The sequence below is a fragment of the Rhodococcoides kroppenstedtii genome, assembly GCF_900111805.1.
Taxonomy (GTDB): Bacteria; Actinomycetota; Actinomycetes; order Mycobacteriales; family Mycobacteriaceae; genus Rhodococcoides; species Rhodococcoides kroppenstedtii.
Map to the genome: position 1 here is coordinate 84,057 of NZ_FOJN01000011.1, position 20,378 is coordinate 104,434.

A 20,378-nucleotide genomic window follows, 5' to 3' on the forward strand; every position below is an offset into this window, starting at 1 on the left:
GATGCGGTCCGGCAGCCATGCTCCCCCGACGCGGGCCCGTGCCCTCGCTCGCGTCGTCGTGCCCCTCGTGGCCGGGTCCGTCGTGACCGCCGGGTGTTCGCCGGCGAGCACGCCCGCCACGCCCGTCGGGCAGGCCGAGCGCCTCGAGGTCCGCATACTCGCCACCGAGCCGCACGATCCGACCGCGTTCACCCAGGGCCTCGAACTCGACGGCGATCGGCTGCTCGAGGGCACGGGCCGCTCGGGGCAGTCGCGCATCACGGCGACCGACCGCGCGACCGGCGAGGTGCTCGCCCGCGACGACCTCCCCGCACCCCTGTTCGGCGAGGGCATCACCCGCGCCGGCGACGTCGTCTGGCAACTCACCTGGCGCGACGGGATCGCCGTGGTGCGCGATCCGGACACGCTGACGGAGCTACGGCGGGTGACCTACGACGGCGAGGGCTGGGGCATCTGCGCCACCGACGACGCATTGATCACCAGCGACGGGTCGGACACTCTCACCGTGCGCGACCCGGTGACGTTCGCCGTCCGCTCCACCCGGTCGGTCACCTCCGCCGGGCAGCCGGTCACCGCACTCAACGAACTCGAGTGCACGCCGGACGGCGTGTGGGCCAACCGCTGGCGGACCGACGAGATCGTCCGCATCGACCCCGACTCGGGCGAGGTGACCGCCGTCGTCGACGCCGCACCGCTGCGCGCGTCGCTCGATCCGGACGCCGACGTCGACGTGCTCAACGGGATCGCCGCCGTGGACGGCACCGATCGCTTCCTCGTCACCGGCAAGCTCTGGCCGACGATGTTCGAGGTGCAGTTCGTTCCCGCCGACGCGTGACGGACTCCGCCGGGGCATCGGTGACACCGGGCTCGTATGGGGAACAATGGAACCCGTGACAGGCCAGGGAGGTGACCACCCGCAGAACCCGGAGCGCCATCCGGGATGGGACAACTACTCACCCGCCGAGCCGCGACCGACTCGCGGCGCGCGGCGCACCCCGTTGCCGCCCCTGCACCCCGTCGGCGAGACCCCCACCCGTCCCGAGTCGGAGACGGGCCGCGACGAGGGAGCGGCCGGTCCGCGACGGCCCGCGATGCCGCGCAAGCTCACCGTCACCCGCGTCGCCGCCCTCCGCAGCCGGGAGATCACCGGCAAGGGCATCGCCACCTTCCGCCGGGCGGCCACCGCCGACGGCGCCGACAAATCGGGCCTCACCGCCCTGACGTACGCCACCATGGCCAACTTCGCATGCGACGCCGCCATGGCGGTCGCGCTCGCGAACACCCTGTTCTTCTCCGCCGCCACGGGCGAGGACAAGACCAAGGTCGCGCTCTACCTCCTCATCACCATCGCGCCGTTCGCGGTGATCGCGCCGCTGATCGGACCGATGCTCGACCGGCTGCAACGGGGCCGTCGGATCGCGCTGAGCACGTCGTTCGCCCTGCGCGCGGTCCTTGCGGTGGTGCTGGTCTTCGAGTTCGACTCCTGGCTGCTCTATCCGGCAGCCCTCGGCATGATGGTGCTGAGCAAGTCCTTCTCGGTGCTCAAGTCGGCGGTGACCCCCCGTGTGCTGCCGCCGGACATCGACCTGGTGCGGGTCAACTCCCGCCTCACCGTCTTCGGCCTGGTCGGCGGCACCATCACCGCCGGGGCCGTGGCCGCCGCCATCGCGTTCGCGCTGGGATCCGCCGGGGCGCTGTGGTTCACGTTCGCGCTCGCGCTCTTCGGCGCGTGGCTCGCGATGCGCATCCCGTCGTGGGTCGAGGTCACCGAGGGCGAGGTCCCCGCCACGCTCGGCTATCACGCCGACGCCGACACCGAGTCCCTCGGTGTGGTCCCCGCGCCGTCGAAGCGACGCCAACCCCTGGGCCGCGAGGTCCTCACGGGCCTGTGGGGCAACGGCACCATCCGCGTGCTCACGGGCTTCCTCACCCTCTACATCGCGTTCGTCGCCAAGTCGAAGACCGAGCACGAACCACTGCAGCAGGCCCTCATGCTCGCCCTCGTCGGCGCGGCGGCGGGCCTCGGGAACTTCGCCGGCAACGCCGCCGGCGCGCGGGTCAGGCTGGGACGACCGTCGGTTCTGGTGGTGCGGTGCACCGTCGCGGTCACGGTCGTCGCCGTCCTCGCCGCCGTTCTCGACGGCCTCGCCACGGCCGCCGTCGCGGCCCTCGTCGCGGCCGCCGCGAGCGCGCTGGCGAAGGTCTCGTTGGACGCGTCGCTGCAGAACGACCTGCCGCCCGAGTCGATCGCGTCGGGCTTCGGACGCAGCGAGACGGTGCTCCAGCTCAGCTGGGTCCTCGGCGGCACCCTCGGTGTGCTGTTGCCCACCGAGTACTGGATCGGCTTCACGGTGGTCTCCGTGGTCCTTACCATCGGGCTCGTGCAGACACTCCTGACCCACCGGGGAACAACGATGCTCCCCGGATTCGGCGGTAACCGACCCGTTCGCGCGCATCAGGAGGTGGCGCGGCCCGACCACGTCGCGCACCCGACCACCGACCGCGGCGGCGTTCGATGACCACCCGGCGCGTCCTGCTGGCCGTCGGCGTCCTGGTGGCCGTGGTCGGCGTCGCGTTCGTCTGGGTGGTCGGCCGCGCGATCGTCGACGCGCCGGAACGGACACCGCGCATTTCGGCGTTCGCCGACGGCCGCTTCGCCGAGGTCGAGCCGTTCCGGTACTGCCCGGTGCAGGAACCGCTGTGCGAGTACGAAGGCAGCACCGCGGTCCTGCCGGTGCGCCCCGGTCACCCGCTGCAGCTGTCCCTGCCCGGCGAGATCTCCGACAGCCCCTGGGGTTTCGCGGCCGTCTACCAGGACCCCGAGACCGGCGAGGCCCTCGAGGCGGACGACTACTTCGCCCCCGGAACACGGAACACCCTCACGGTCGAGCCCACGCGCGACGGCCTCGACCTGGTCGGCGTCGAGGTGCGTCTGCCGTCCGGCGTGATCGACGTGGACACCAACCAGGAAGAGATCGTCAGCCACGCGATCTGGTCCATCGCCACGACCCGCGAGGGCCAGGGCGGCGACAGCGGGGACGGCGGGACCGGAACCGCCGAGGACGGCTAGGTCAGCTGTCGAGCTCGCGCGCGACCGCCCGGACCACCTCGGAGATCTTCTGGGCGGTCTTGCGGTCGGGGTAGCGCCCCTTGCGCAACTCCGGCTGCACCGTCGCCTCGAGCAGCGTGATCATGTCCTCGACCATGCCGTGCAGCTCGTCCGGCGAGTGCCGCTTGGCCGCTGCGTCCTTGCGCGCCGCGGCCGCCGCGTTCTGGCGGAGCGACGGAGTGGGATCGAGCACCTTCAGCGACAGCGCCTGCGGACCGCGGCGGCCCGCGGCCATCCCGAACTCCACGCGCTGGCCGGCCTTGAGCGAGTCCACACCCGCCGGCAGCGCGGACGCGCGGACGTAGACGTCCTCGCCCTCGTCCTGCGCGAGGAAGCCGAAGCCCTTGTCGACGTCGTACCACTTCACCTTGCCGGTCGGCACCGCTCTCACCCGTTCGTCTCGTCGTGTTCGACCGGTCGTGCTCGTCCGGTCGTGATCGTCCTGTCGTGTTCCGCACTGCTCGCCGACCGCAGTACGACTGCGGCGCAACGACAAAGCGCGCCTCACGCGCCGACCGGGGTCGGCGGGAAGACGCGACTGTGATCATGGTACTCCGGCCCCGACTAGGCTCTGCCGCGTGACCGCCTCGACCCGCACTCCCCCGTTGCTCCTCGCCGCGCTGATCAGCTTCGGCCTGGGTGTCCTCGCGATCGTGTCGATGTTCGTGATCATGCTGGTGTCCGACCTCTCGCCCGGCATCTGGCTCTACCTCGCCGCGATGCTGTGCCCACTGGGGCTGCTGCTCGGACTGGTGCACGCGCTGCGTTCCGGTCGTCGCGCACGCTGACGCACCTGTCGACCCGCCCGCCGACCGGCATACTGGACCGATGCGGCTGCTGCTGAACATCGTCTGGCTGATCTTCGGTGGGCTGTGGCTGGCCCTCGGCTACTTCCTGGCCGGCATCGTCTGCTGCATCCTGATCGTCACCATCCCCTTCGGACTGGCGGCGTTCCGCATCGGCGCGTACGCACTCTGGCCGTTCGGCCGCACGGTGGTCGACCGCCCCACCGCGGGGGTCGCGTCGCTGATCGGCAACGTCGTCTGGATCGTCGTCGCCGGCATCTGGCTCGCGATCGGGCACGTGATCACGGCCGTCGCGATGGCGATCACCATCATCGGGATCCCGCTGGCGCTGGCGAACCTCAAGATGATCCCGGTCTCGCTCATGCCGCTGGGCAAGGACATCGTGAACACCGACGCGTACGGGCCCGGCGCGGTGCGGCCCGGACCGTCCTACGCGAAGGGTCGCGTCGGGTAGAAGAGCCGGTCTCCCGCGCCCGTCGCGCTGCGCGAAAAACCCGCACGTACGGTCTAGAGTGCTGTGCGTGATACCGAAGTCCTCGTCGATCCGTACCTTCGAATCACATCGAGTCTTCGTCGCCGCGACGATCGTCGGCGCGGTCGTGGCGGTGATCGCGCACGATCGACTGATCCCGTTCGACGTCCCCAAGTTCGGGCTCTTCCGCTTCGGTATCGACGCCCTGGTCTACCGCGCCGGCGGCGCGACCGTGTGGACGTCGGCGCCGCTCTACGCGCACGACCTGGTCGGCGAACTGCCGTTCACCTATCCCCCGTTCGCGGCCGTCGTCTTCGCCCCGCTGGGCCTGGTGTCCGAGGCCACCACACACCTGATCTTCTGGCTCGGCAACCTCGTGCTGATCTACCTGATCGTGCGGTTCTGCTGGCTGCACCTGGGGTTCCGCGACGACCGCAGCCTGCACGTGGTCTCCGCGGCGCTGACGGTGATCGTCACCTGGCTCGAGCCGGTGCGCATGACGATCTGGCTGGGACAGATCAATCTGGCTCTGCTCGCCCTCGTCCTCTTCGACCTCGGCCGGGGCGAGCGCAGCCGGCTCCGCGGCATCGGCGTCGGCATCGCCACCGGGATCAAGATGACGCCGGGGTTGTTCCTGATCCACCTGGGTCTGACCCGGCAATGGGGCGCGCTCGTCACCGCGGTGGTCACCGCGGCCGCCACCGTCGTCGTCGGCTTCGTCGTCCTGTTCTCCGACGCCGCGACGTACTGGTTCGGCGCGATCTCGGATTCCTCCCGGATCGGAGACATCACCTCGGGAGCCAATCAGTCGCTGCGGGCGTCGGTGCCGCGATGGTTCGGCGTGGCCGACTCGAACACGGTGGCGTGGATCCTCGTGGCGGCCGTCGTCGCAATCGCCGGACTGCTGGTCGCGGCCGCCGCCCACCGCCGGGGCCTGCCACTGCTCGGCCTGATCGTCTGCGGCCTGACGGCGCCGCTGATCTCCCCGTTCTCCTGGGGCCACCACTGGGTGTGGCTGCTCCCGCTGTTCCTCGTCTGCGTGGACGTGGCCCTGCGCTCCTCGTCGCCGCTCGCGTGGCTGCTTCCGACGGTCGCCGCCCTGCCGCAGATCGCGTGGTTCTGGGTCGCCCCCGGTGACGTCTACGCCATCGGGACGTTCATGCTGCCGCCGTCGTCACGTCTGGAGGGCGTCGCCTACCAGACGGTCTACCCCACCACCGGGGTCCTGGTGATCGTGGTGGTCGCTCTCGTCCTTCGCTTCTGTGACTTCCCTCACATCACGAGTCGGTCACGGAGCGATGACGAGACGGGTGTCGACGCCCTCAGGGGCTCTCATCTGCACGAACCCGTACCCACTCCTCACAACGCCCGCGCGACGCGTCGACCAGCGGACGTTATGGAACGGTGACATCACTGCCCGTTTCGTAATAGTGTCCCCTTCGGCCGGAACACACGGCCACGTTCGACCCGCCGCGCTCAACCTCGTCCCGCGGGAATCGAACGGACATCACGGACCGAAGTCAGGGGCGAGGGCGGGGGACCCACCACGTCCTTCGTAGATGACCGGCCGACCGTCGCACCCCCCCCGGGAGCGGCGCGGCCTCGGGGTGAAGCCTCGCCCGTTCCAAGCCGGGAACGACGCGGGGCCGGGCTACCTCTCAGCCCGAATCCGACAGCTGACCTCGCAGGCGCGTGTGGAGAGGAAACAACGAACATGGGACGTCACCGCAAGCCGAGTACCGCAGGCAAGACCGTCGCCAAGGTCGCCGTCACCGGCGCCCTGGTCGGCACCGCCGGCATCGCCTTCAGCGGCACCGCCACCGCGGCACCCGACTCCGACTGGGACCGGCTCGCACAGTGCGAGGCGGGCGGCAACTGGGGCATCAACACCGGCAACGGTTTCCAGGGCGGACTGCAGTTCTCGCCCAGCACCTGGACCGGACACGGCGGCGGCGAATTCGCTGCCACCGCCAACCAGGCCTCGCGCGAAGAGCAGATCGTGGTGGCCGAACGCGTGCTCGAGTCGCAGGGCTGGGGCGCCTGGCCCTCCTGCTCCGCCAAGCTCGGCCTGTCGAGCGCCCCCACCCAGCGTGATGCACCGGCCCAGACGGCGCCCGTGCCCGCGCCGGCCCCTGCCCTCCCGGACCTGACCAGCGTCCCCTCCACCGAGCAGGCGCTGCAGGGACTGACCGACCTCGTCCGGACCGTCACCGACGATCCCGCCGTCGTCGAGTTCGTGCGCTCCGCCGTCGCCGACCCCCAGGTCTCGGCGTTCATCGAGGCGAACCAGAACCTGCTGCCGCGCTGATCTCCCGCGACACGACGACGAAGGCCCCGCACCGATCGGTGCGGGGCCTTCGTCGTGCCGACTGCTCGGCGGGCTGCGCGTTCGTGCCGACTGCTCGTCGGGCTGCGGATCAGCGGTTGATGACGGTGTGCGGGTGCGCGTAGGGCAGGGACTCGGGCGGCAGCGGGAACTCGATCTCCTCGCCGTAGGGAGAGAGATTGCCCGCCCGGGCCGAGGTCAGTTCCGTCACCGCGTGGTCGTCGTCGCCGTTGCCCTGCGGCCAGCCCGGATCGACGTAGCGCTTCTTCTCGTTCTTCGCCATACCTCATTCTGGCATCGACCGGTCCCGGCGTGGGTAACGACCCGGTCACTCCCGCACCGGGGAGTCCCGGCCCCGGCCGGGCATGTCGCACCCACGTTCTACGCTCGATCACGATGAGCACCGATCCGGGCGAGACGCCCCCGCTCGCGGACTGGCTGGCCGCGCGCAGCGACGAGGAGCTGGGCGAGCTGCTGCGCCTGCGTCCCGACCTCAGCGTTCCGCCCCCGGCGACGTTCGACATCCTCGCCGTGCGCGCGGAACAGCGCGCGTCGGTGCTGCGCGCGGTCGAGGACCTCGACACCCCCACCCTGACGGTGCTCGAACTGCTGCTCTTCGAGCAGGGCGACACCGCCGCCGTCCCGCGGAAGCGCCTCGACGCGCTCGTGAACAAGCAGGCCACCAAGAAGGCCGTCGACGCCGCGCTGGCCACCCTGCGGTCGCTCGCACTGGTGCGCGGGACGACGGACCTGCGGACCGTGTCCGCGGCCCGGGACGCACTGCCGTGGCGCGTCGGTCGTTTCGTGACCGCCGATCGCGGCCTCACCGAGGAGTCCGTCGCCGCGGCGCTGGAGCAGATCGACGACCGCCGGCGTGAGCTGCTCACCACCCTCTCGCGGTCGAGCAACCTCGGTCGCACCCGCGACGCCGCACCGGGCACCCCGTCGGACCGTCCCGTCCAGCAGTTGCTCGCGGCCGGGCTGCTCGGTCGCGTCGACCACGAGACGGTCGAGCTCCCCCAGCAGGTGAGCCAGGTGCTGCGCGGCGAGCCGGTCTCCGACCCGACCAGGCTCACCCCACCGCCCGCCGAGCGCGAGATCCAGAACCCGCGGGACGTCGACGCGGCTGCCGCGGGCGAGGCGCTGGAGTTGCTGCGGCTGTGCGAGAACGTGCTGGCGGCGCTCGGCAGCACGCCCGCTCCCGCACTGAAGGCGGGCGGGCTCGGAGTGCGCGAGCTCCGCCGGATCGCCAAGACCTGCGACCTCGACGAGACTCAGGCCGCGTTCCTCGTCGAGCTCCTCGCCGCGGCGGGCCTGCTCGCCTCCGGCGCCCCGGACCCGTCGCCGCCGTCCGACACCGACGATCACTGGGCACCCACGTCCGCCGCCGACGCCTGGCTCGCCTCCCCACCCGCGGTGCGGTGGGCGGCGCTGGCCGGTGCCTGGCTCGACCTGCCGCGGCTCCCGTGGTCGGTCGGCATGCGCGACGCCAACGACAAGCCGATCGCCGCGCTGTCCGACGAGGCCCGGTCCGTCGCCGCGCCCCGTGACCGCCGCGTCGTCCTCGGCGTCCTCGCCGACCTCGACGCCGGCGTCACCGTTGCGCGGGACGACGTGGTCCGCATCGCCACGTGGCGACGGCCGCGTCTGGCCGGCCGGCTCACCCGGCACGCGGTCTCCCGCTACCTCGACGAGGCCGGGGGCCTGGGCATCCTCGGCCGCGGTGCGGTGTCGACGCCCGGACGCGCTCTGCTCGCCGACACCGACCGCGACGCGGCCGCGGCCGCCATGGCGGACGCCCTCCCCGATCCCATCGACCACGTTCTGGTCCAGGCCGACCTCACGGTCGTCGCGCCCGGCCCGTTGACGCCCGAGTTGGCCCACACCATGGCCACCGTGGCGGACATCGAATCGGCCGGCGCCGCCACGATGTACCGGGTCGACGAGAACACCTTGCGCCGGGCGTTGGACAGCGGCATGTCCGCCGCTCAGCTGCACGGGTTCTTCGGCGCACGGTCTCGCACGCCCGTCCCGCAGGCTCTGACCTACCTGATCGACGACGTCGCCCGCCGGCACGGCCGCCTGCGCGTCGGCATCGCGTCGTCGTTCGTCCGGTGCGAGGATCCGGCCCTGCTCGCCGAGGTCCTCGCCTCACCGGCCGCCGAGGCGCTCGCGCTGCGCGCGCTCGCCCCCACCGTGGCGGTGTCGCAGGCCCCGCTCGGCGACGTGCTCGAGGCCCTGCGCAGCGGGGGTTTCGCGCCCGCGGGCGAGGATTCGTCGGGCACCATCGTCGATCTGCGTCCCCGCGGCGCCCGGGTCCCCGTGCGCCGGAACCGCTCCGCGTATCGCACTCCGGTGGTGCCCACCGCGGACCAACGGGGACGGTTGGTCGCCGAGATGCGGGCCGGCACCAAGGCCGCCACCGCCCGGCGCACCGAAGGCGTCCGAGCCGACGGCACGCGGGCGAGCGGCGCGGCCACCATCTCCCTGCTCCAGCGCGCCGCGATCGCGCGGGCCGCGGTGACCATCGGGTACGTCGACGCCGCCGGGGTGTCGAGCCAGCGCGTCGTGGCTCCGGTCAGCGTCGGCGGGGGTCGGCTCGACGCCTGGGACGAGGACGCGGGGACCATGCGGCAGTTCACCCTGCACCGCATCACCTCGGTCGATCTCGTCGATCGGTGATCGGTCACACGGTCGTCGTCCGTCCGTGAACGGGCACAATGGAGTGGTTGCGCTGCGACCGTACCCGGTCGCGCGTGTGAGGAGAGTGAATCAGTGACCGACGGACCACTCATCGTCCAGTCCGACAAGACGCTCCTGCTCGAGGTGGATCACGAGCTCGCCCCGCAGGCCCGCGCCGCCATCGCCCCGTTCGCCGAACTCGAGCGTGCGCCCGAGCACGTCCACACCTACCGCGTCACCCCGCTCGCGCTGTGGAACGCGCGCGCCGCCGGGCACGACGCCGAGCAGGTGGTCGACGCCCTGGTCACGTACTCGCGGTACGCCGTGCCGCAGCCGCTGCTGGTCGACGTCGTCGACACCATGGCGCGCTACGGCCGCCTGCAGCTCGTGAAGTCGCCCGTCCACGGCCTCTGCCTGGTGAGCCTCGACCGCGCCGTGCTCGAGGAGATCCTGCGCCACAAGAAGATCGCCCCGATGCTGGGCGGACGCGTCGACGAGGACACCGTGCTGGTGCATCCGAGCGAGCGGGGCCGCCTCAAGCAGATGCTGCTCAAGGTGGGCTGGCCCGCCGAGGACCTCGCGGGGTACGTCGACGGCGAGGCCCACCCGATCGACCTCGACTTCACCGGCGGTCACTGGGAACTGCGCGACTACCAGCAGATGGCCACGGACTCCTTCTGGGCCGGCGGATCCGGCGTGGTGGTCCTGCCCTGCGGCGCCGGCAAGACCATGGTGGGCGCCGCCGCGATGGCGAAGGCACAGGCGACGACGCTCATCCTCGTCACCAACACGGTGGCGGGCCGGCAGTGGAAGCGCGAACTGATCGCGCGGACCTCGCTCACCGAGGACGAGATCGGCGAATATTCGGGCGAGCGCAAGGAGATCCGCCCGGTCACCATCGCGACCTACCAGGTGATCACGCGTCGCACCAAGGGTGAGTACAAGCATCTCGAGCTGTTCGATTCGCGCGACTGGGGGCTGGTGATCTACGACGAGGTGCACCTGCTCCCCGCGCCTGTGTTCCGGATGACGGCCGACCTGCAGTCCCGCCGTCGGCTCGGTCTCACCGCCACGCTGGTCCGCGAGGACGGCCGCGAGGGCGACGTGTTCTCGCTGATCGGGCCGAAGCGGTACGACGCACCGTGGAAGGACATCGAGGCGCAGGGTTGGATCGCGCCCGCGGACTGCATCGAGGTGCGGGTGACGCTCACCGACGCCGAGCGGATGGCGTACGCCGTGGCGGAACCGGAGGAGCGGTACAAGCTCTGCTCCACCGCGCACACCAAGATCGCCGTGGTGAAGTCCATCCTGGACAAGCACCAGGACTCGCCGACGCTGGTGATCGGCGCGTACCTCGACCAGCTCGACGAGCTCGGCTCGGCCCTCGACGCCCCCGTCATCCAGGGATCGACCAAGAACAAGGAGCGCGAGGTGCTGTTCGACGCGTTCCGACGCGGCGAGATCAGTCGACTCGTGGTGAGCAAGGTGGCCAACTTCTCCATCGACCTGCCCGAGGCCTCGGTGGCCGTGCAGGTGTCGGGAACGTTCGGATCCCGCCAGGAGGAGGCCCAGCGGCTCGGTCGACTGCTGCGCCCCAAGCACGACGGTGGCCAGGCACACTTCTATTCGGTGGTCTCCCGCGACACGCTCGATGCCGAGTACGCCGCCCACCGGCAGCGATTCCTCGCCGAACAGGGGTACGCCTACCGGATCACCGATGCTGACGACTTGCTGGGACCGGCGATCTGACCGTTCTGGCAGGATCGTCTGTCGACCCAACAGCGCGAGGAACGGCGAGCGAGTGCGGCATTTCGAGTTTGCGGTGGACCACGGACACGCCAAGGCGGTGAACGAGACCCTCGGGGACGTCCGGCGTCTCCGCGTGTCGTCGATCATCGTCGGGTTGCTCTTCGCGGCCGGCGCGGTGTGGCTCTACCTGCGGCACTCCCCCTGGTCGTACATCCTGGCCGCCGTCCTCGCGGTGGCCGCCGTGATGTCGTGGTGGGTGTCGGTGTGGGCACCGCGGAAGGTCGGATCCATCGAGGACCTGTACCGGCGCGGCCCGCTGGTTCCGGCCATGGTGTCCGAGACCCGCCCGCGCGGCGCGACCATCCTCGCCCTGATCGACATCGCCAAGCCCGAGACGGCGGTGCCGCACTACGCCCTGGTGGTGCGCAACGTCCGCGCTCTGCCGGGGCACACTCTCACCGAGGGCGAGCGGGTGCCGTCCGTGGCCGTGCTGAGCGATCGCAACACCTCCTCCACCGCCGAGACGTGGCAGTTGGTCAGCCCCATGCCCATCGCGTGGGGCACGCGGGACCGCGGGGTGCTCCGCCGGGCCGTCGACGCCGTCGACCCGGTCGAATGGCAACTGCTGCGGAAGAACCTGGCCGTGTCGGAGAAGGTGCGCGGCGCCGAGAACGAGCGCATGCTGATCGACCCCCACGACCTGCCGGCCGAGCTCCTCGACCGGGGCGACGACGCATGACCGCAGCTCGCACCGTCCCCCGCCTGCGCCCCTTCGCCTCCACCGTCTTCGCCGAGATGACCGCCCTCGCCGGCCGGTACGACGCCGTCAACCTGGGCCAGGGTTTCCCGGACACCGACGGGCCGCCGCGCATGCTCGAGGTGGCGCGCGAGGCCATCGCCTCGGGACTGAACCAGTACCCGCCGGGACCGGGCATGCCCGTCCTGCGTCACGCGATCGCCGACGACCGCCGACGCCGCTACGGCCAGGACCTCGACCCGGACACCGAGGTGCTGGTCACCGTGGGTGCCACCGAGGCGATCAGCGCCACCATGCTCGCGCTCGTCGAACCGGGTGACGACGTCCTGCTGATCGAGCCGTACTACGACGCCTACGCGGCGGCGGTCGCCCTCGCCGGGGCGACCCGGCGGACGGTCCCGCTGGTGTCGGACGGCGACCGCTTCGTGCTCGACGTCGACGCGCTGCGCGCCGCGGTCACCCCCGCGACCCGCATGATCGTGGTGAATTCGCCCCACAACCCCACCGGCACGGTCTTCTCGCGCGCGGAGCTGACGGCGATCGCCGAGGTGGCCTGCGAGCACGATCTGATCGCGCTCACCGACGAGGTGTACGAGCGGCTGGTCTTCGACGACGCCGAGCACGTGCCGCTGGCGACGCTGCCGGGCATGGCGGACCGCACGATCACGGTCTCCAGCGCGGCCAAGACGTTCAACGCGACCGGGTGGAAGACGGGCTGGGCGTGCGGTCCGGCGCCGTTGATCGCCGCGGTCAAGACGGCCAAGCAATTCCTCACGTTCGTCGGCGGCGCGCCGTTCCAGCCCGCGGTGGCGCACGCGCTGACGGAGGAGGGCGACTGGGTGGAGGCGCTGCGCACCGACCTGCAGCGCAAGCGTGACCTGCTGTCCACGGCCCTGGCGGATGCCGGTTTCGGCGTGAAGCACAGCGCGGGAACGTATTTCGTGTGCGCCGACATCGCACCCCTCGGCGAGACGGACGCCGACGCCTTCTGCCGCGCGCTGCCCGAACGGATCGGGGTGGTCGCCGTTCCGGTCGACGCGTTCGTCGATCACCGCGAATCCTGGTCCACCCTGGTGCGATTCGCCTTCTGCAAGAAGGACGAGGTGCTTCGGGACGGCGCTCGTCGCCTCGCCTCCGTGCGACGGGCCGACTAGGCGCGCGATGGAGAACCCGGCGGCACCGACGGTCTCGGTCGAGTTCGTTCGTATCCCCGTGCTGCTGGCCGGCGAGACGGGCGTGGACCTGTCGTCGTGCCTGCGCGCCGCCGACATCGATCCTCGGATCCTCGATCGGCCCGACGCCCGGCTGACGGCCGACCAGGTCACGCGGCTCACCCGCGCCCTGTGGCAGATGACGGGCGACGAGCTGATGGGACTCGGCGCGGAACCCGTGCGCCGCGGCACGTTTCGGGTCATCTGCCTGACCATGATCCATCGGCCCGACCTCGGACGGGCACTCGAGCGCATGGCGGACGTCAGCCGCGTGTTCGCCGGTGTTCCCCGATCGGTGCTGCTCCGGGGCGGCGGGCGCGCGCGGCTCGAACTGGCGCCGACGCCGCCGATGATCGGGGCGCACCTGTCCCCGGAATCGGCCGCGGCGGCCAGCCGCCTGCAGGCAGAGTTCGTCCTCATCCTCTGGCATCGCTTCTCGGCGTGGCTGATCGGACGTCGTCTGAAGCTGACCGCGGTGCACCTGCCCTTCCCCGAGCCGGGCTACCCGTCGTGGCGGACGTACGACGACATCTTCGGCGTCCACGTGACGTTCGGCGCGGAGGTCGGCGCCCTCGAATTCGACGAGGCGGTCCTCGCGTCCCCGCTGGTGCGGAACGAGGCCGATCTGGAGGACTACCTCCGAGAGTCGCCGAATCTCCTGTATTCCGAACGGGATTACGGCTCGTCGGCGTCCGCGGTGGTCCGACGCGCCCTCGCCCTCGGGGCGTCGGGTCGGGCGACGAGCACGGCGGACATCGCCGCGATGCTCTCCATCAGCGTCCCCCACCTGCGGCGGGTCCTGCGTCAGGAAGGCACGTCGCTGGGCCGACTGCGCGAGGACGTGCTGCGCGACGCCGCGATCGCCGGACTCGAACGCGGGGAGACCGCCGAGGAGCTCTCGGCGCGGCTCGGCTTCTCGGAACCGAGCGCCTTCCGCCGCGCGTTCAAGCGGTGGACCGGCCGGACGCCCGGCTCCTACCGGGACGGCGCGAGCGCCGACAGCACGAACTCCGCGGCCTTCTCGCCGATCAGCACCGACGGGGCGTGAGTGTGGCCGCGGATGATCGACGGCATGATCGACGCGTCCGCCACCCGGAGCCCGTCGAGACCGCGCACCCGGAGCTGCGGGTCCACGACCGACCGCTCGTCCGTGCCCATCCGGCAGGTGCCGACCGGGTGGTAGAGCGTGTGCGACATCGTCGCCACCGCCAGCTCGACGACCTCCTCGATGCTCGCGCCCGCCGGCGCGACGGGCCGCACGAGCTCGCCGAGGCGTGACCGCAGGGGCTCGGTGGCCGCGATCTCCGCGCTGCGCAGCAGTCCCGCCGTGAGCGCGGCATGGTCGGCGCCGTCGGGATCGGAGAGGTAGCGGGGGTCGATCACGGGCTTGTCCGCGGGATCGGCGGATCGCAGCGAGATCGTGCCCGTGCTCTTCGGCTTGAGCAGGATCGCGCCGAGAATCGCGGCGTGGGCGGTGGCGGGCACGAGGCCCTCGTCGAAGAACGGGGCCGGCGCGAACAGCAGTTCCAGGTCCGGCAGGTCCAGTCCGTCGTGGCTGCGGACGAAGCCGTAGGCCTCGGCGACGTTCGAGGTGAGCATGCCGCGCCGCCGCACCAGGTAGTTCACCAGCGACGGCACCTTCTCCGCGGCGAACAACGTGTCCGACTGCACCCCGTACCCGAGAGCCGAGACGAGGTGGTCGAGCAGGTTCTCCCCCACCTCGGGCACGTCGCGCACTACCTCGATGCCGTGCTCGCGCAGGTGTGCCGCCGCGCCGACGCCGGAGAGCATGAGCAGCTGGGGAGTGTTGACCGCGCCGCCGGAGAGGATCACCTCGCGCCGGGCGCGAACCACCTGACGTCGCCCGTCGCGCTCGTACTCCACCCCGACGGCGCGTGTCCCGTCGAAGACGACGCGAGTCACCAGGGCCTCGGTGATCACGTCGAGGTTCGGCCGCGACGACGCCGGGCGCAGGTAGGCGTCGGCGCAGCTGAAACGGGCGCCGCGCTTCTGCGTCACCATGGTCTGCGTCATGCCCTTGGGTGTCGGGAGGTTGGCGCGCTCGGTGGACAGACCGTGCGCGGACGCCGCCTCGAGGTACGCCGCCGTGATCGATCGCGGGCTGCGCTGGGCGGACACGCGCAGCGGACCGCCGCGCCCCTCGTCGTTCTCGGTCGCCCCCTCGATGTCCTCGATGCGGCGGAAGACCTCGACCGCCGACTCGAACGACCAGTCCGCGCCGGCCGCCTCGGCCCACTCGTCGTAGTCCGCGGCGAACCCGCGCACCCACATCATGGCGTTCAGCGAGGACGATCCACCCAGCATCTTCCCGCGTGGCCAGAAGATGCTGCGGCCGGCGAGTCCGGGCTGCGGTTCGGTGTCGTAGTTCCAGTCCAGCTCGGACCGGAACAGTTTCGAGAAGCCCGCGGGAATGTGGACGAACTTGTTCTTGTCCTCCGGCCCCGCCTCGAGCACGACCACGTCGATGTCCGAGGCTGCACTGAGCCGGTTCGCCAGCACGCAGCCCGCGGATCCGGCACCGACGACGACGTAGTCCGCGATGCGGGTGGTGTCCACCATGGGTCGAGTCTGCACTCCGCGTCCCGTCCCGGTACCCGGAATCGCGCGATCCGAACATTCGTTCGATCGAGCGCGTATCATCGGTCGCATGACGTACGCACTGCAGGCGTCGCTGTTCGACGACGCCGCCGCGGGCCCGTCGCTCGCGGCCCTCGCCGGCGCCCGGCGCACGCACCTCGGCGACGGCGCCTGGATCGACCTGCTCCCCGGGTGGATGAGCGGGTCCGACGCGGTGTTCGACGCACTGGTGGCCGACGTGCCGTGGCGCACGGAGCGACGGCCGATGTACGACCGGGTGGTGGACGTGCCGCGGCTCGTCTCGTTCTTCCCCGACCCGGACCGGCTTCCCCACCCCGCGCTGACGGACGCACGCGCGGCCCTCGACCGGCACTACCGTGCCGAACTCGGGGAGGACTTCGCGACGGCGGGACTGTGCTTCTACCGCGACGGCCGGGACAGCGTGGCCTGGCACGGTGACGACGTCGGCCGCGGCGCGACCGAGGACACGATGGTGGCGATCCTCTCGCTCGGCGCGGCGCGATCCCTGCTGCTGCGACCGCGCGGCGGCGGGCCGTCCCGGCGGGCCACGCTGGGCCACGGCGACCTGGTGGTGATGGGCGGCTCCTGCCAACGCACGTGGGAGCACTGCATCCCCAAGTCCACCAGGCCCACCGGCCCGCGGATCAGCGTGCAGTTCCGTCCGCACGGCGTGCGCTGACGGCATCCGCCAGCATCCGCAACGCGTCCTCGGTGGCCGCCCAGCCGAGGCAGGCGTCCGTGATCGACTGTCCGCGAACGAGAGTCGACACGTCCGCGGCCAGGTCCTGACGGCCCTCGACCAGGAAACTCTCGATCATGACCCCCGCGACGAAGCGATCGCCGGCAGCGAGACGACGCGCGACGTCGCCGAGCACGTCCGTCTGGCGGCGGTGGTCCTTGGCACTGTTGCCGTGACTGGCGTCGATCACCACGCGCGGACGGCGTCCTGCGGACATGAGCCTGCGGGCGGCGTCGTCGACCGAGGCGGCGTCGTAGTTCGGGCCGGAGGCACCGCCGCGCAGGATCACGTGGGCGTCGTCGTTGCCCTCCGTCGCGACGACGGCGAGTCGGCCGTCGTCGTCGACGCCCGGATGGACGTGCGGAGCCGCCGCCGACCGGACGCCGTCGACGGCCACCTGGACGTCGCCGTCGGTGGCGTTCTTGATTCCGACGGGGAGAGGGAGCCCGCTCACCATCTGGCGATGAATCTGACTCGCCGCGGTGCGGGCACCGATCGCGCCGTAGGCCACGAGGTCGGCCAGGTGCGGGGCGAGTGTCGGGTCGAGGAACTCGGTGGCCACCGGCAGTCCTCGCTCGACCACGTCGGCGAACACCCCACGGGCCGTGGCCAATCCGGCCCCGAGATCGTGCGATCCGTCGAGGCGAGGATCGGACAGCAGACCCTTCCAGCCCACCGTGGTGCGAGGTTTCTCGACATAGACGCGCATCGCGACCACCAGCCGGTCGCCGAGCGTCGTCGCGATCGGCGCGAGGCGGTCGGCGTATTCGAGGGCGGCGGGGACGTCGTGCACGGAGCACGGACCGACCACGACCGCGAGGCGGTCGTCGTCCCCGCGCAGGGTCCGACGCAGGGCGGATCGTGAGTCGTCGACCCGGGCGGCCGCGGCCGCCGACAGCGGGACGGCACGACGCAGGTCGCGCGGAGAGGGCAAGGGCACGGCGGCCAGGCGCGGAGCCTGGTCGAGCAGAACGGTCACGGTGGAATCCTCAGGGAAAGGACCGGACACGAACCGGATCACACACGCCGAGCGCGAGCCGGTTCAGCCGGCTCGTCGGGTGGGAAGGGGTCAGCGCAGCAGTTCGCCGACCGTGCCCCCGAGGGCCGGCCTGTCGAACCAAAAATATGCGCGCTGCACGGAAGGGACAGTACACGACGGGCCGCGTGGGAGGATCGGTCGATGACGGCCTCGGGCACCTCCTCGCTTTCCCGCATGCAACGCAGCACGGCGTTCGAGCGCGCGGCCCGCGCCGGTCACGCCGTGAGCGGCGTCCTTCATCTGCTCATCGGGTGGATCACGATCCGCCTGGCGTTCGGACAGGGTGGCAACGCCGACCAGTCCGGGGCGTTGGCGGAGCTCGCGTCGAAACCCGGTGGGCGGGTGGCCCTCTGGGTTGCCGTCGTCGCCTTCGTGGCGTTGGCGCTGTGGCGCGTGACCGAGGCGGTGGTCGGCAAGAAGCGCGAATCGGGGTCGGACACGGGCGATCGCCTGAAGGCGGCGGCACTGGCCGTCGTCTACCTGGCGTTCGCGTGGTCCGCGTTCGGGTTCGCGCGCGGATCGGGTCGATCGAGCGGGGAACAGAACGCGGGCATCACAGCTCGCCTGATGCAGTCGACCCCCGGCAAGGGCGTCCTGCTGATCGCCGCCGCCGTGATCGTGGGGGTGGGCGTCTACCACGTCTACAAGGGGGTCTCGACGAATTTCCGGGACGACCTCGACGGGTCCGTCGGGCGCGGCGTGACGTGGCTCGGCATCGCCGGATACACCGCGAAGGGGATCGCCCTCGCCGGGGCCGGTCTGCTGGTCGCCGTCTCGGTCTTCACCGCGGATCCGAGCAAGGCCACCGGCCTCGACGGCGCGGTGAAGACTCTCGGCGCGCAGCCCTACGGACAGGTGCTCCTGGTGCTCGCCGGACTCGGCATCGGCTTGTACGGGATCTACGCCTTCGTGCTCGCGCGGCGCGCCACGATGTGACCCGTCGGGCGTCGGAGACGTAGATCGGTTGTGCACAACTGAATTGTGCGCTACCTTCATGGAGTGACCGACGCCCTCGCCCTCGACGCGCAGCTCTGCTTCGCGCTGTACTCGGCATCACGGGCGACCACGGCGGCCTACCGGCCGCTTCTCGAACCGATGGGCCTGACCTACCCGCAGTACGTGGTGATGCTCGCGCTGTGGGAGCACGACGGCGCCTCGGTCCGGGAGCTCGGCGACCGCCTGGCCCTCGACTCCGGCACCCTCTCGCCGCTGCTCAAGCGCATCGAGAGCCTCGGGTTGGTCACCCGTCGACGCGACAGCGCCGACGAACGGCGCGTCGGCATCCACCTCACCGACGCGGGACGGGCGCTGCGCGAGCAGGCGCTGCCCGTCCCCGAGTGCATCGCCCGGCAGTCCGGCCTCACCGCCGAGGAGGGCGCGCAGTTCGTCCACCTGCTCCGGCGCGTGGCGACGTCGTTACGCGCGCAACCCGACAACACCCACCCCGACAACGCTCACCCCGACACGACGGAGGAACCCCGATGAAGACGCTCTACACCGCAGAGGCCCTGGCCACCGGCGACGGCCGCAACGGACACGGCCGCACCACCGACGGTCGCATCGACGTCGACCTCGCCACCCCGAAGGAACTCGGCGGCGCCGGCAACGGCACCAACCCCGAGCAGCTCTTCGCCGTCGGCTACGCCGCGTGCTTCCACTCGGCGCTCCGACTGGTGGCCGGGCAGCAGAAGGCCGACGTCAGCGATTCCTCCGTGGGCGCGAAGGTGAACATCGGCCCGACCGACGCAGGCGGCTTCCAGCTCTCCGTCGAGCTCGAGGTGACACTGCCGAACCTCGACCACGACACCGCGCAGGCGATCGCCGACAAGGCGCACGAGGTGTGCCCCTACAGCAACGCGACCCGCGGCAACATCGACGTGACGGTCACCGTCACCGACGACTGAGACGCCGTCACCGACGACTAGAAGGTGTAGGTCACGCCCGTGAGCTTCTCGGACCTCTCCCAGAGCTCACGGGCGGTCCGCTCGTCGCGGGACGCCTTGTTGGACCCGACTTTCTTCGGGTGCCCGGCGACCTCGAACAGTCCGTCCGGCCCGTAGTACCCGCCCGGCGTCACCGAGGGGTCCGTGGCCGCGAACAGCGCCGGCAGCGATCCCATGTACGCGCTCTGCGCGAAGAGCTTGTCGCTGATGTTCGAGAAGAAGTCCTGATACGACTCGGTCCGGCCGGTCAGCTCGGTCTTGGAGTACCCGGGGTGCGAGGCCACCGCGGTGATCGACGATCCGGCCGCGCGCAGGCGACGGTCCAGCTCGTACGTGAAGAGCAGGTTGGCCAGTTTGGACTGCCCGTAGGCCGCCCAGCGGCTGTACTTCCGGTGCTCGAAGTTCAGGTCGTCGAGCTTCAGGCCGGGGATCTGGTGGGCGAAGCTGCTCATGGTGACCACGCGATCCTTCACGCGATCGAGCAGCAGGCCCGTGAGGGCGAAGTGACCCAGGTGGTTCGTGCCGAACTGCATCTCGAACCCGTCGGCCGTCCGCCCGAACGGCACGGCCATGATGCCCGCGTTGTTGATCAGCACGTCCACCTCGCCGGTGTTCTCCGCGAACTCGCGGACCGACGCGAGGTCCGCCAGATCGAGGCGACGCACCTGCGCACGGTCCCCGATCTCGGCGGCCACCGGCTCGGCCTTGGCGACCGTCCGGCACGCCAGGATCACCGTCGCGCCGGCGCGGCCGAGTGCCTTGGCCGCCTCCGCTCCCAGTCCCGAATTGGCCCCCGTGACGAGGAACGTCCGCCCCTTCTGGTTCGGAATGTCCGTCTCGACCCACTTGTGTTTCGCCACCGCGTCCCCCTGATCGTCGGTATCGCACCGCAGCAACGCTGCCGCGGGCGGTCTCGACCCTACCCG

At 71.3% G+C, this 20,378-nt stretch carries 21 protein-coding genes and 1 riboswitch; of the genes, 16 read left to right on the forward strand and 5 right to left on the reverse strand.

Going from position 1 to position 20,378, the window contains the following annotated elements; translation table 11 throughout:
• Nucleotide 1: 1 nt before the first annotated feature.
• From BMZ18_RS13420 to BMZ18_RS13430, 3 genes are read left to right on the forward strand one after another with little or no spacing between them, the layout of a single operon-like run.
• On the forward strand, nucleotides 2-835 hold the full coding sequence (locus tag BMZ18_RS13420; RefSeq protein WP_074922248.1) for a glutaminyl-peptide cyclotransferase: 834 nt from the start codon (nucleotides 2-4) through the stop codon (nucleotides 833-835).
• 46 nt (nucleotides 836-881) lie between these two features.
• Nucleotides 882-2,519 carry an MFS transporter gene (locus BMZ18_RS13425; RefSeq protein ID WP_074922249.1) on the forward strand — a complete coding sequence of 546 codons (1,638 nt, stop codon included), beginning with the start codon at nucleotides 882-884 and terminating at the stop codon, nucleotides 2,517-2,519.
• The gene (locus BMZ18_RS13430; RefSeq protein ID WP_068365757.1) at nucleotides 2,516-3,070 is read left to right on the forward strand and encodes a DUF2771 family protein; all 555 of its coding nucleotides are present in this window, start codon (nucleotides 2,516-2,518) and stop codon (nucleotides 3,068-3,070) included. Before BMZ18_RS13425 ends, BMZ18_RS13430 begins: the two co-directional genes overlap by 4 nt.
• Nucleotide 3,071: 1 nt before the next feature.
• Here the strand turns inward: BMZ18_RS13430 and BMZ18_RS13435 are convergent, their stop codons facing one another.
• Nucleotides 3,072-3,491 carry a cold-shock protein gene (locus BMZ18_RS13435; protein ID WP_068102906.1) on the reverse strand — a complete coding sequence of 140 codons (420 nt, stop codon included), beginning with the start codon at nucleotides 3,489-3,491 and terminating at the stop codon, nucleotides 3,072-3,074.
• A 196-nt stretch (nucleotides 3,492-3,687) separates the two neighbouring features.
• Between BMZ18_RS13435 and BMZ18_RS13440 the strand changes: the two genes are divergently transcribed.
• The 4 genes from BMZ18_RS13440 (at nucleotide 3,688) to BMZ18_RS13455 (ending at nucleotide 6,695) form a co-directional block, all read left to right on the forward strand.
• Nucleotides 3,688-3,897, forward strand: a complete 210-nt coding sequence (locus tag BMZ18_RS13440) for a hypothetical protein (RefSeq protein WP_068102908.1) — start codon at nucleotides 3,688-3,690, stop codon at nucleotides 3,895-3,897.
• A gap of 40 nt (nucleotides 3,898-3,937) precedes the next feature.
• Nucleotides 3,938-4,369 carry a YccF domain-containing protein gene (locus BMZ18_RS13445; RefSeq protein ID WP_068102909.1) on the forward strand — a complete coding sequence of 144 codons (432 nt, stop codon included), beginning with the start codon at nucleotides 3,938-3,940 and terminating at the stop codon, nucleotides 4,367-4,369.
• 67 nt (nucleotides 4,370-4,436) lie between these two features.
• A complete protein-coding gene (locus tag BMZ18_RS13450; RefSeq protein ID WP_169817759.1) occupies nucleotides 4,437-5,795 on the forward strand; it encodes a glycosyltransferase 87 family protein in 1,359 nt (452 codons plus the stop codon).
• A gap of 154 nt (nucleotides 5,796-5,949) precedes the next feature.
• A riboswitch (cyclic di-AMP (ydaO/yuaA leader) is annotated at nucleotides 5,950-6,094 on the forward strand.
• A gap of 7 nt (nucleotides 6,095-6,101) precedes the next feature.
• The gene (locus BMZ18_RS13455) at nucleotides 6,102-6,695 is read left to right on the forward strand and encodes a transglycosylase family protein (protein WP_068365755.1); all 594 of its coding nucleotides are present in this window, start codon (nucleotides 6,102-6,104) and stop codon (nucleotides 6,693-6,695) included.
• 109 nt (nucleotides 6,696-6,804) lie between these two features.
• Here the strand turns inward: BMZ18_RS13455 and BMZ18_RS13460 are convergent, their stop codons facing one another.
• On the reverse strand, nucleotides 6,805-6,996 hold the full coding sequence (locus tag BMZ18_RS13460; RefSeq protein WP_068102913.1) for a hypothetical protein: 192 nt from the start codon (nucleotides 6,994-6,996) through the stop codon (nucleotides 6,805-6,807).
• A gap of 113 nt (nucleotides 6,997-7,109) precedes the next feature.
• Between BMZ18_RS13460 and BMZ18_RS13465 the strand changes: the two genes are divergently transcribed.
• From BMZ18_RS13465 to BMZ18_RS13485, 5 genes are all read left to right on the forward strand, one after another.
• Nucleotides 7,110-9,395, forward strand: coding sequence for a helicase-associated domain-containing protein (locus BMZ18_RS13465; protein WP_068365754.1), 2,286 nt, complete (start codon nucleotides 7,110-7,112; stop codon nucleotides 9,393-9,395).
• 93 nt (nucleotides 9,396-9,488) lie between these two features.
• Nucleotides 9,489-11,144, forward strand: coding sequence for a DNA repair helicase XPB (locus BMZ18_RS13470; protein ID WP_068365753.1), 1,656 nt, complete (start codon nucleotides 9,489-9,491; stop codon nucleotides 11,142-11,144).
• A gap of 52 nt (nucleotides 11,145-11,196) precedes the next feature.
• The gene (locus tag BMZ18_RS13475; protein WP_068365752.1) at nucleotides 11,197-11,883 is read left to right on the forward strand and encodes a DUF3239 domain-containing protein; all 687 of its coding nucleotides are present in this window, start codon (nucleotides 11,197-11,199) and stop codon (nucleotides 11,881-11,883) included.
• Nucleotides 11,880-13,055: a pyridoxal phosphate-dependent aminotransferase gene (locus tag BMZ18_RS13480; protein WP_068365751.1), complete on the forward strand. Its 1,176-nt coding sequence runs from the start codon at nucleotides 11,880-11,882 to the stop codon at nucleotides 13,053-13,055. Before BMZ18_RS13475 ends, BMZ18_RS13480 begins: the two co-directional genes overlap by 4 nt.
• Before the next feature lie 7 nt (nucleotides 13,056-13,062).
• Nucleotides 13,063-14,160: an AraC family transcriptional regulator gene (locus BMZ18_RS13485; RefSeq protein ID WP_068365750.1), complete on the forward strand. Its 1,098-nt coding sequence runs from the start codon at nucleotides 13,063-13,065 to the stop codon at nucleotides 14,158-14,160.
• Here BMZ18_RS13485 and BMZ18_RS13490 read toward each other — a convergent pair.
• Nucleotides 14,088-15,692, reverse strand: coding sequence for a GMC family oxidoreductase (locus tag BMZ18_RS13490; RefSeq protein WP_068365749.1), 1,605 nt, complete (start codon nucleotides 15,690-15,692; stop codon nucleotides 14,088-14,090). The two genes, BMZ18_RS13485 and BMZ18_RS13490, sit on opposite strands and share 73 nt — an antisense overlap.
• 88 nt (nucleotides 15,693-15,780) lie before the next feature.
• Here BMZ18_RS13490 and BMZ18_RS13495 point away from each other — a divergent pair, with 88 nt between their 5' ends.
• Nucleotides 15,781-16,410: an alpha-ketoglutarate-dependent dioxygenase AlkB gene (locus BMZ18_RS13495; protein ID WP_068365760.1), complete on the forward strand. Its 630-nt coding sequence runs from the start codon at nucleotides 15,781-15,783 to the stop codon at nucleotides 16,408-16,410.
• Here BMZ18_RS13495 and BMZ18_RS13500 read toward each other — a convergent pair.
• Nucleotides 16,376-17,449 (reverse strand): 3-deoxy-7-phosphoheptulonate synthase, encoded by a 1,074-nt coding sequence (locus tag BMZ18_RS13500; protein ID WP_244516532.1) that lies wholly within the window; start codon nucleotides 17,447-17,449, stop codon nucleotides 16,376-16,378. The genes BMZ18_RS13495 and BMZ18_RS13500 overlap by 35 nt on opposite strands.
• A 201-nt stretch (nucleotides 17,450-17,650) precedes the next feature.
• Here BMZ18_RS13500 and BMZ18_RS13505 point away from each other — a divergent pair, with 201 nt between their 5' ends.
• The 3 genes from BMZ18_RS13505 to BMZ18_RS13515 all read left to right on the forward strand — a co-directional run bounded on the left by BMZ18_RS13505 (nucleotide 17,651) and on the right by BMZ18_RS13515 (nucleotide 19,413).
• Nucleotides 17,651-18,445 carry a DUF1206 domain-containing protein gene (locus BMZ18_RS13505; protein WP_068365748.1) on the forward strand — a complete coding sequence of 265 codons (795 nt, stop codon included), beginning with the start codon at nucleotides 17,651-17,653 and terminating at the stop codon, nucleotides 18,443-18,445.
• Nucleotides 18,446-18,508: 63 nt separating this feature from the next.
• On the forward strand, nucleotides 18,509-18,994 hold the full coding sequence (locus BMZ18_RS13510; protein WP_068365747.1) for a MarR family winged helix-turn-helix transcriptional regulator: 486 nt from the start codon (nucleotides 18,509-18,511) through the stop codon (nucleotides 18,992-18,994).
• Nucleotides 18,991-19,413, forward strand: a complete 423-nt coding sequence (locus tag BMZ18_RS13515; protein WP_068102927.1) for an organic hydroperoxide resistance protein — start codon at nucleotides 18,991-18,993, stop codon at nucleotides 19,411-19,413. The genes BMZ18_RS13510 and BMZ18_RS13515 overlap by 4 nt, the downstream gene beginning before the upstream one ends.
• Before the next feature lie 17 nt (nucleotides 19,414-19,430).
• Here the strand turns inward: BMZ18_RS13515 and BMZ18_RS13520 are convergent, their stop codons facing one another.
• Nucleotides 19,431-20,312 carry an oxidoreductase gene (locus tag BMZ18_RS13520; RefSeq protein WP_068365746.1) on the reverse strand — a complete coding sequence of 294 codons (882 nt, stop codon included), beginning with the start codon at nucleotides 20,310-20,312 and terminating at the stop codon, nucleotides 19,431-19,433.
• Between the last annotated feature and the right edge of the window lie 66 nt (nucleotides 20,313-20,378).

What these genes read in the sequence shown, in the direction of transcription:
- BMZ18_RS13420 (WP_074922248.1), top strand. Translation starts at nt 2, where the DNA reads ATGCGGTCCGGCAGCCATGCTCCCCCGACGCGGGCCCGTGCCCTCGCT.
- BMZ18_RS13425 (WP_074922249.1), top strand. Translation starts at nt 882, where the DNA reads ATGGAACCCGTGACAGGCCAGGGAGGTGACCACCCGCAGAACCCGGAG.
- BMZ18_RS13430 (WP_068365757.1), top strand. Translation starts at nt 2,516, where the DNA reads ATGACCACCCGGCGCGTCCTGCTGGCCGTCGGCGTCCTGGTGGCCGTG.
- BMZ18_RS13445 (WP_068102909.1), top strand. Translation starts at nt 3,938, where the DNA reads ATGCGGCTGCTGCTGAACATCGTCTGGCTGATCTTCGGTGGGCTGTGG.
- BMZ18_RS13455 (WP_068365755.1), top strand. Translation starts at nt 6,102, where the DNA reads ATGGGACGTCACCGCAAGCCGAGTACCGCAGGCAAGACCGTCGCCAAG.
- BMZ18_RS13460 (WP_068102913.1), bottom strand. Translation starts at nt 6,996, where the DNA reads ATGGCGAAGAACGAGAAGAAGCGCTACGTCGATCCGGGCTGGCCGCAG.
- BMZ18_RS13465 (WP_068365754.1), top strand. Translation starts at nt 7,110, where the DNA reads ATGAGCACCGATCCGGGCGAGACGCCCCCGCTCGCGGACTGGCTGGCC.
- BMZ18_RS13480 (WP_068365751.1), top strand. Translation starts at nt 11,880, where the DNA reads ATGACCGCAGCTCGCACCGTCCCCCGCCTGCGCCCCTTCGCCTCCACC.
- BMZ18_RS13485 (WP_068365750.1), top strand. Translation starts at nt 13,063, where the DNA reads ATGGAGAACCCGGCGGCACCGACGGTCTCGGTCGAGTTCGTTCGTATC.
- BMZ18_RS13490 (WP_068365749.1), bottom strand. Translation starts at nt 15,692, where the DNA reads ATGGTGGACACCACCCGCATCGCGGACTACGTCGTCGTCGGTGCCGGA.
- BMZ18_RS13495 (WP_068365760.1), top strand. Translation starts at nt 15,781, where the DNA reads ATGACGTACGCACTGCAGGCGTCGCTGTTCGACGACGCCGCCGCGGGC.
- BMZ18_RS13505 (WP_068365748.1), top strand. Translation starts at nt 17,651, where the DNA reads ATGACGGCCTCGGGCACCTCCTCGCTTTCCCGCATGCAACGCAGCACG.
- BMZ18_RS13515 (WP_068102927.1), top strand. Translation starts at nt 18,991, where the DNA reads ATGAAGACGCTCTACACCGCAGAGGCCCTGGCCACCGGCGACGGCCGC.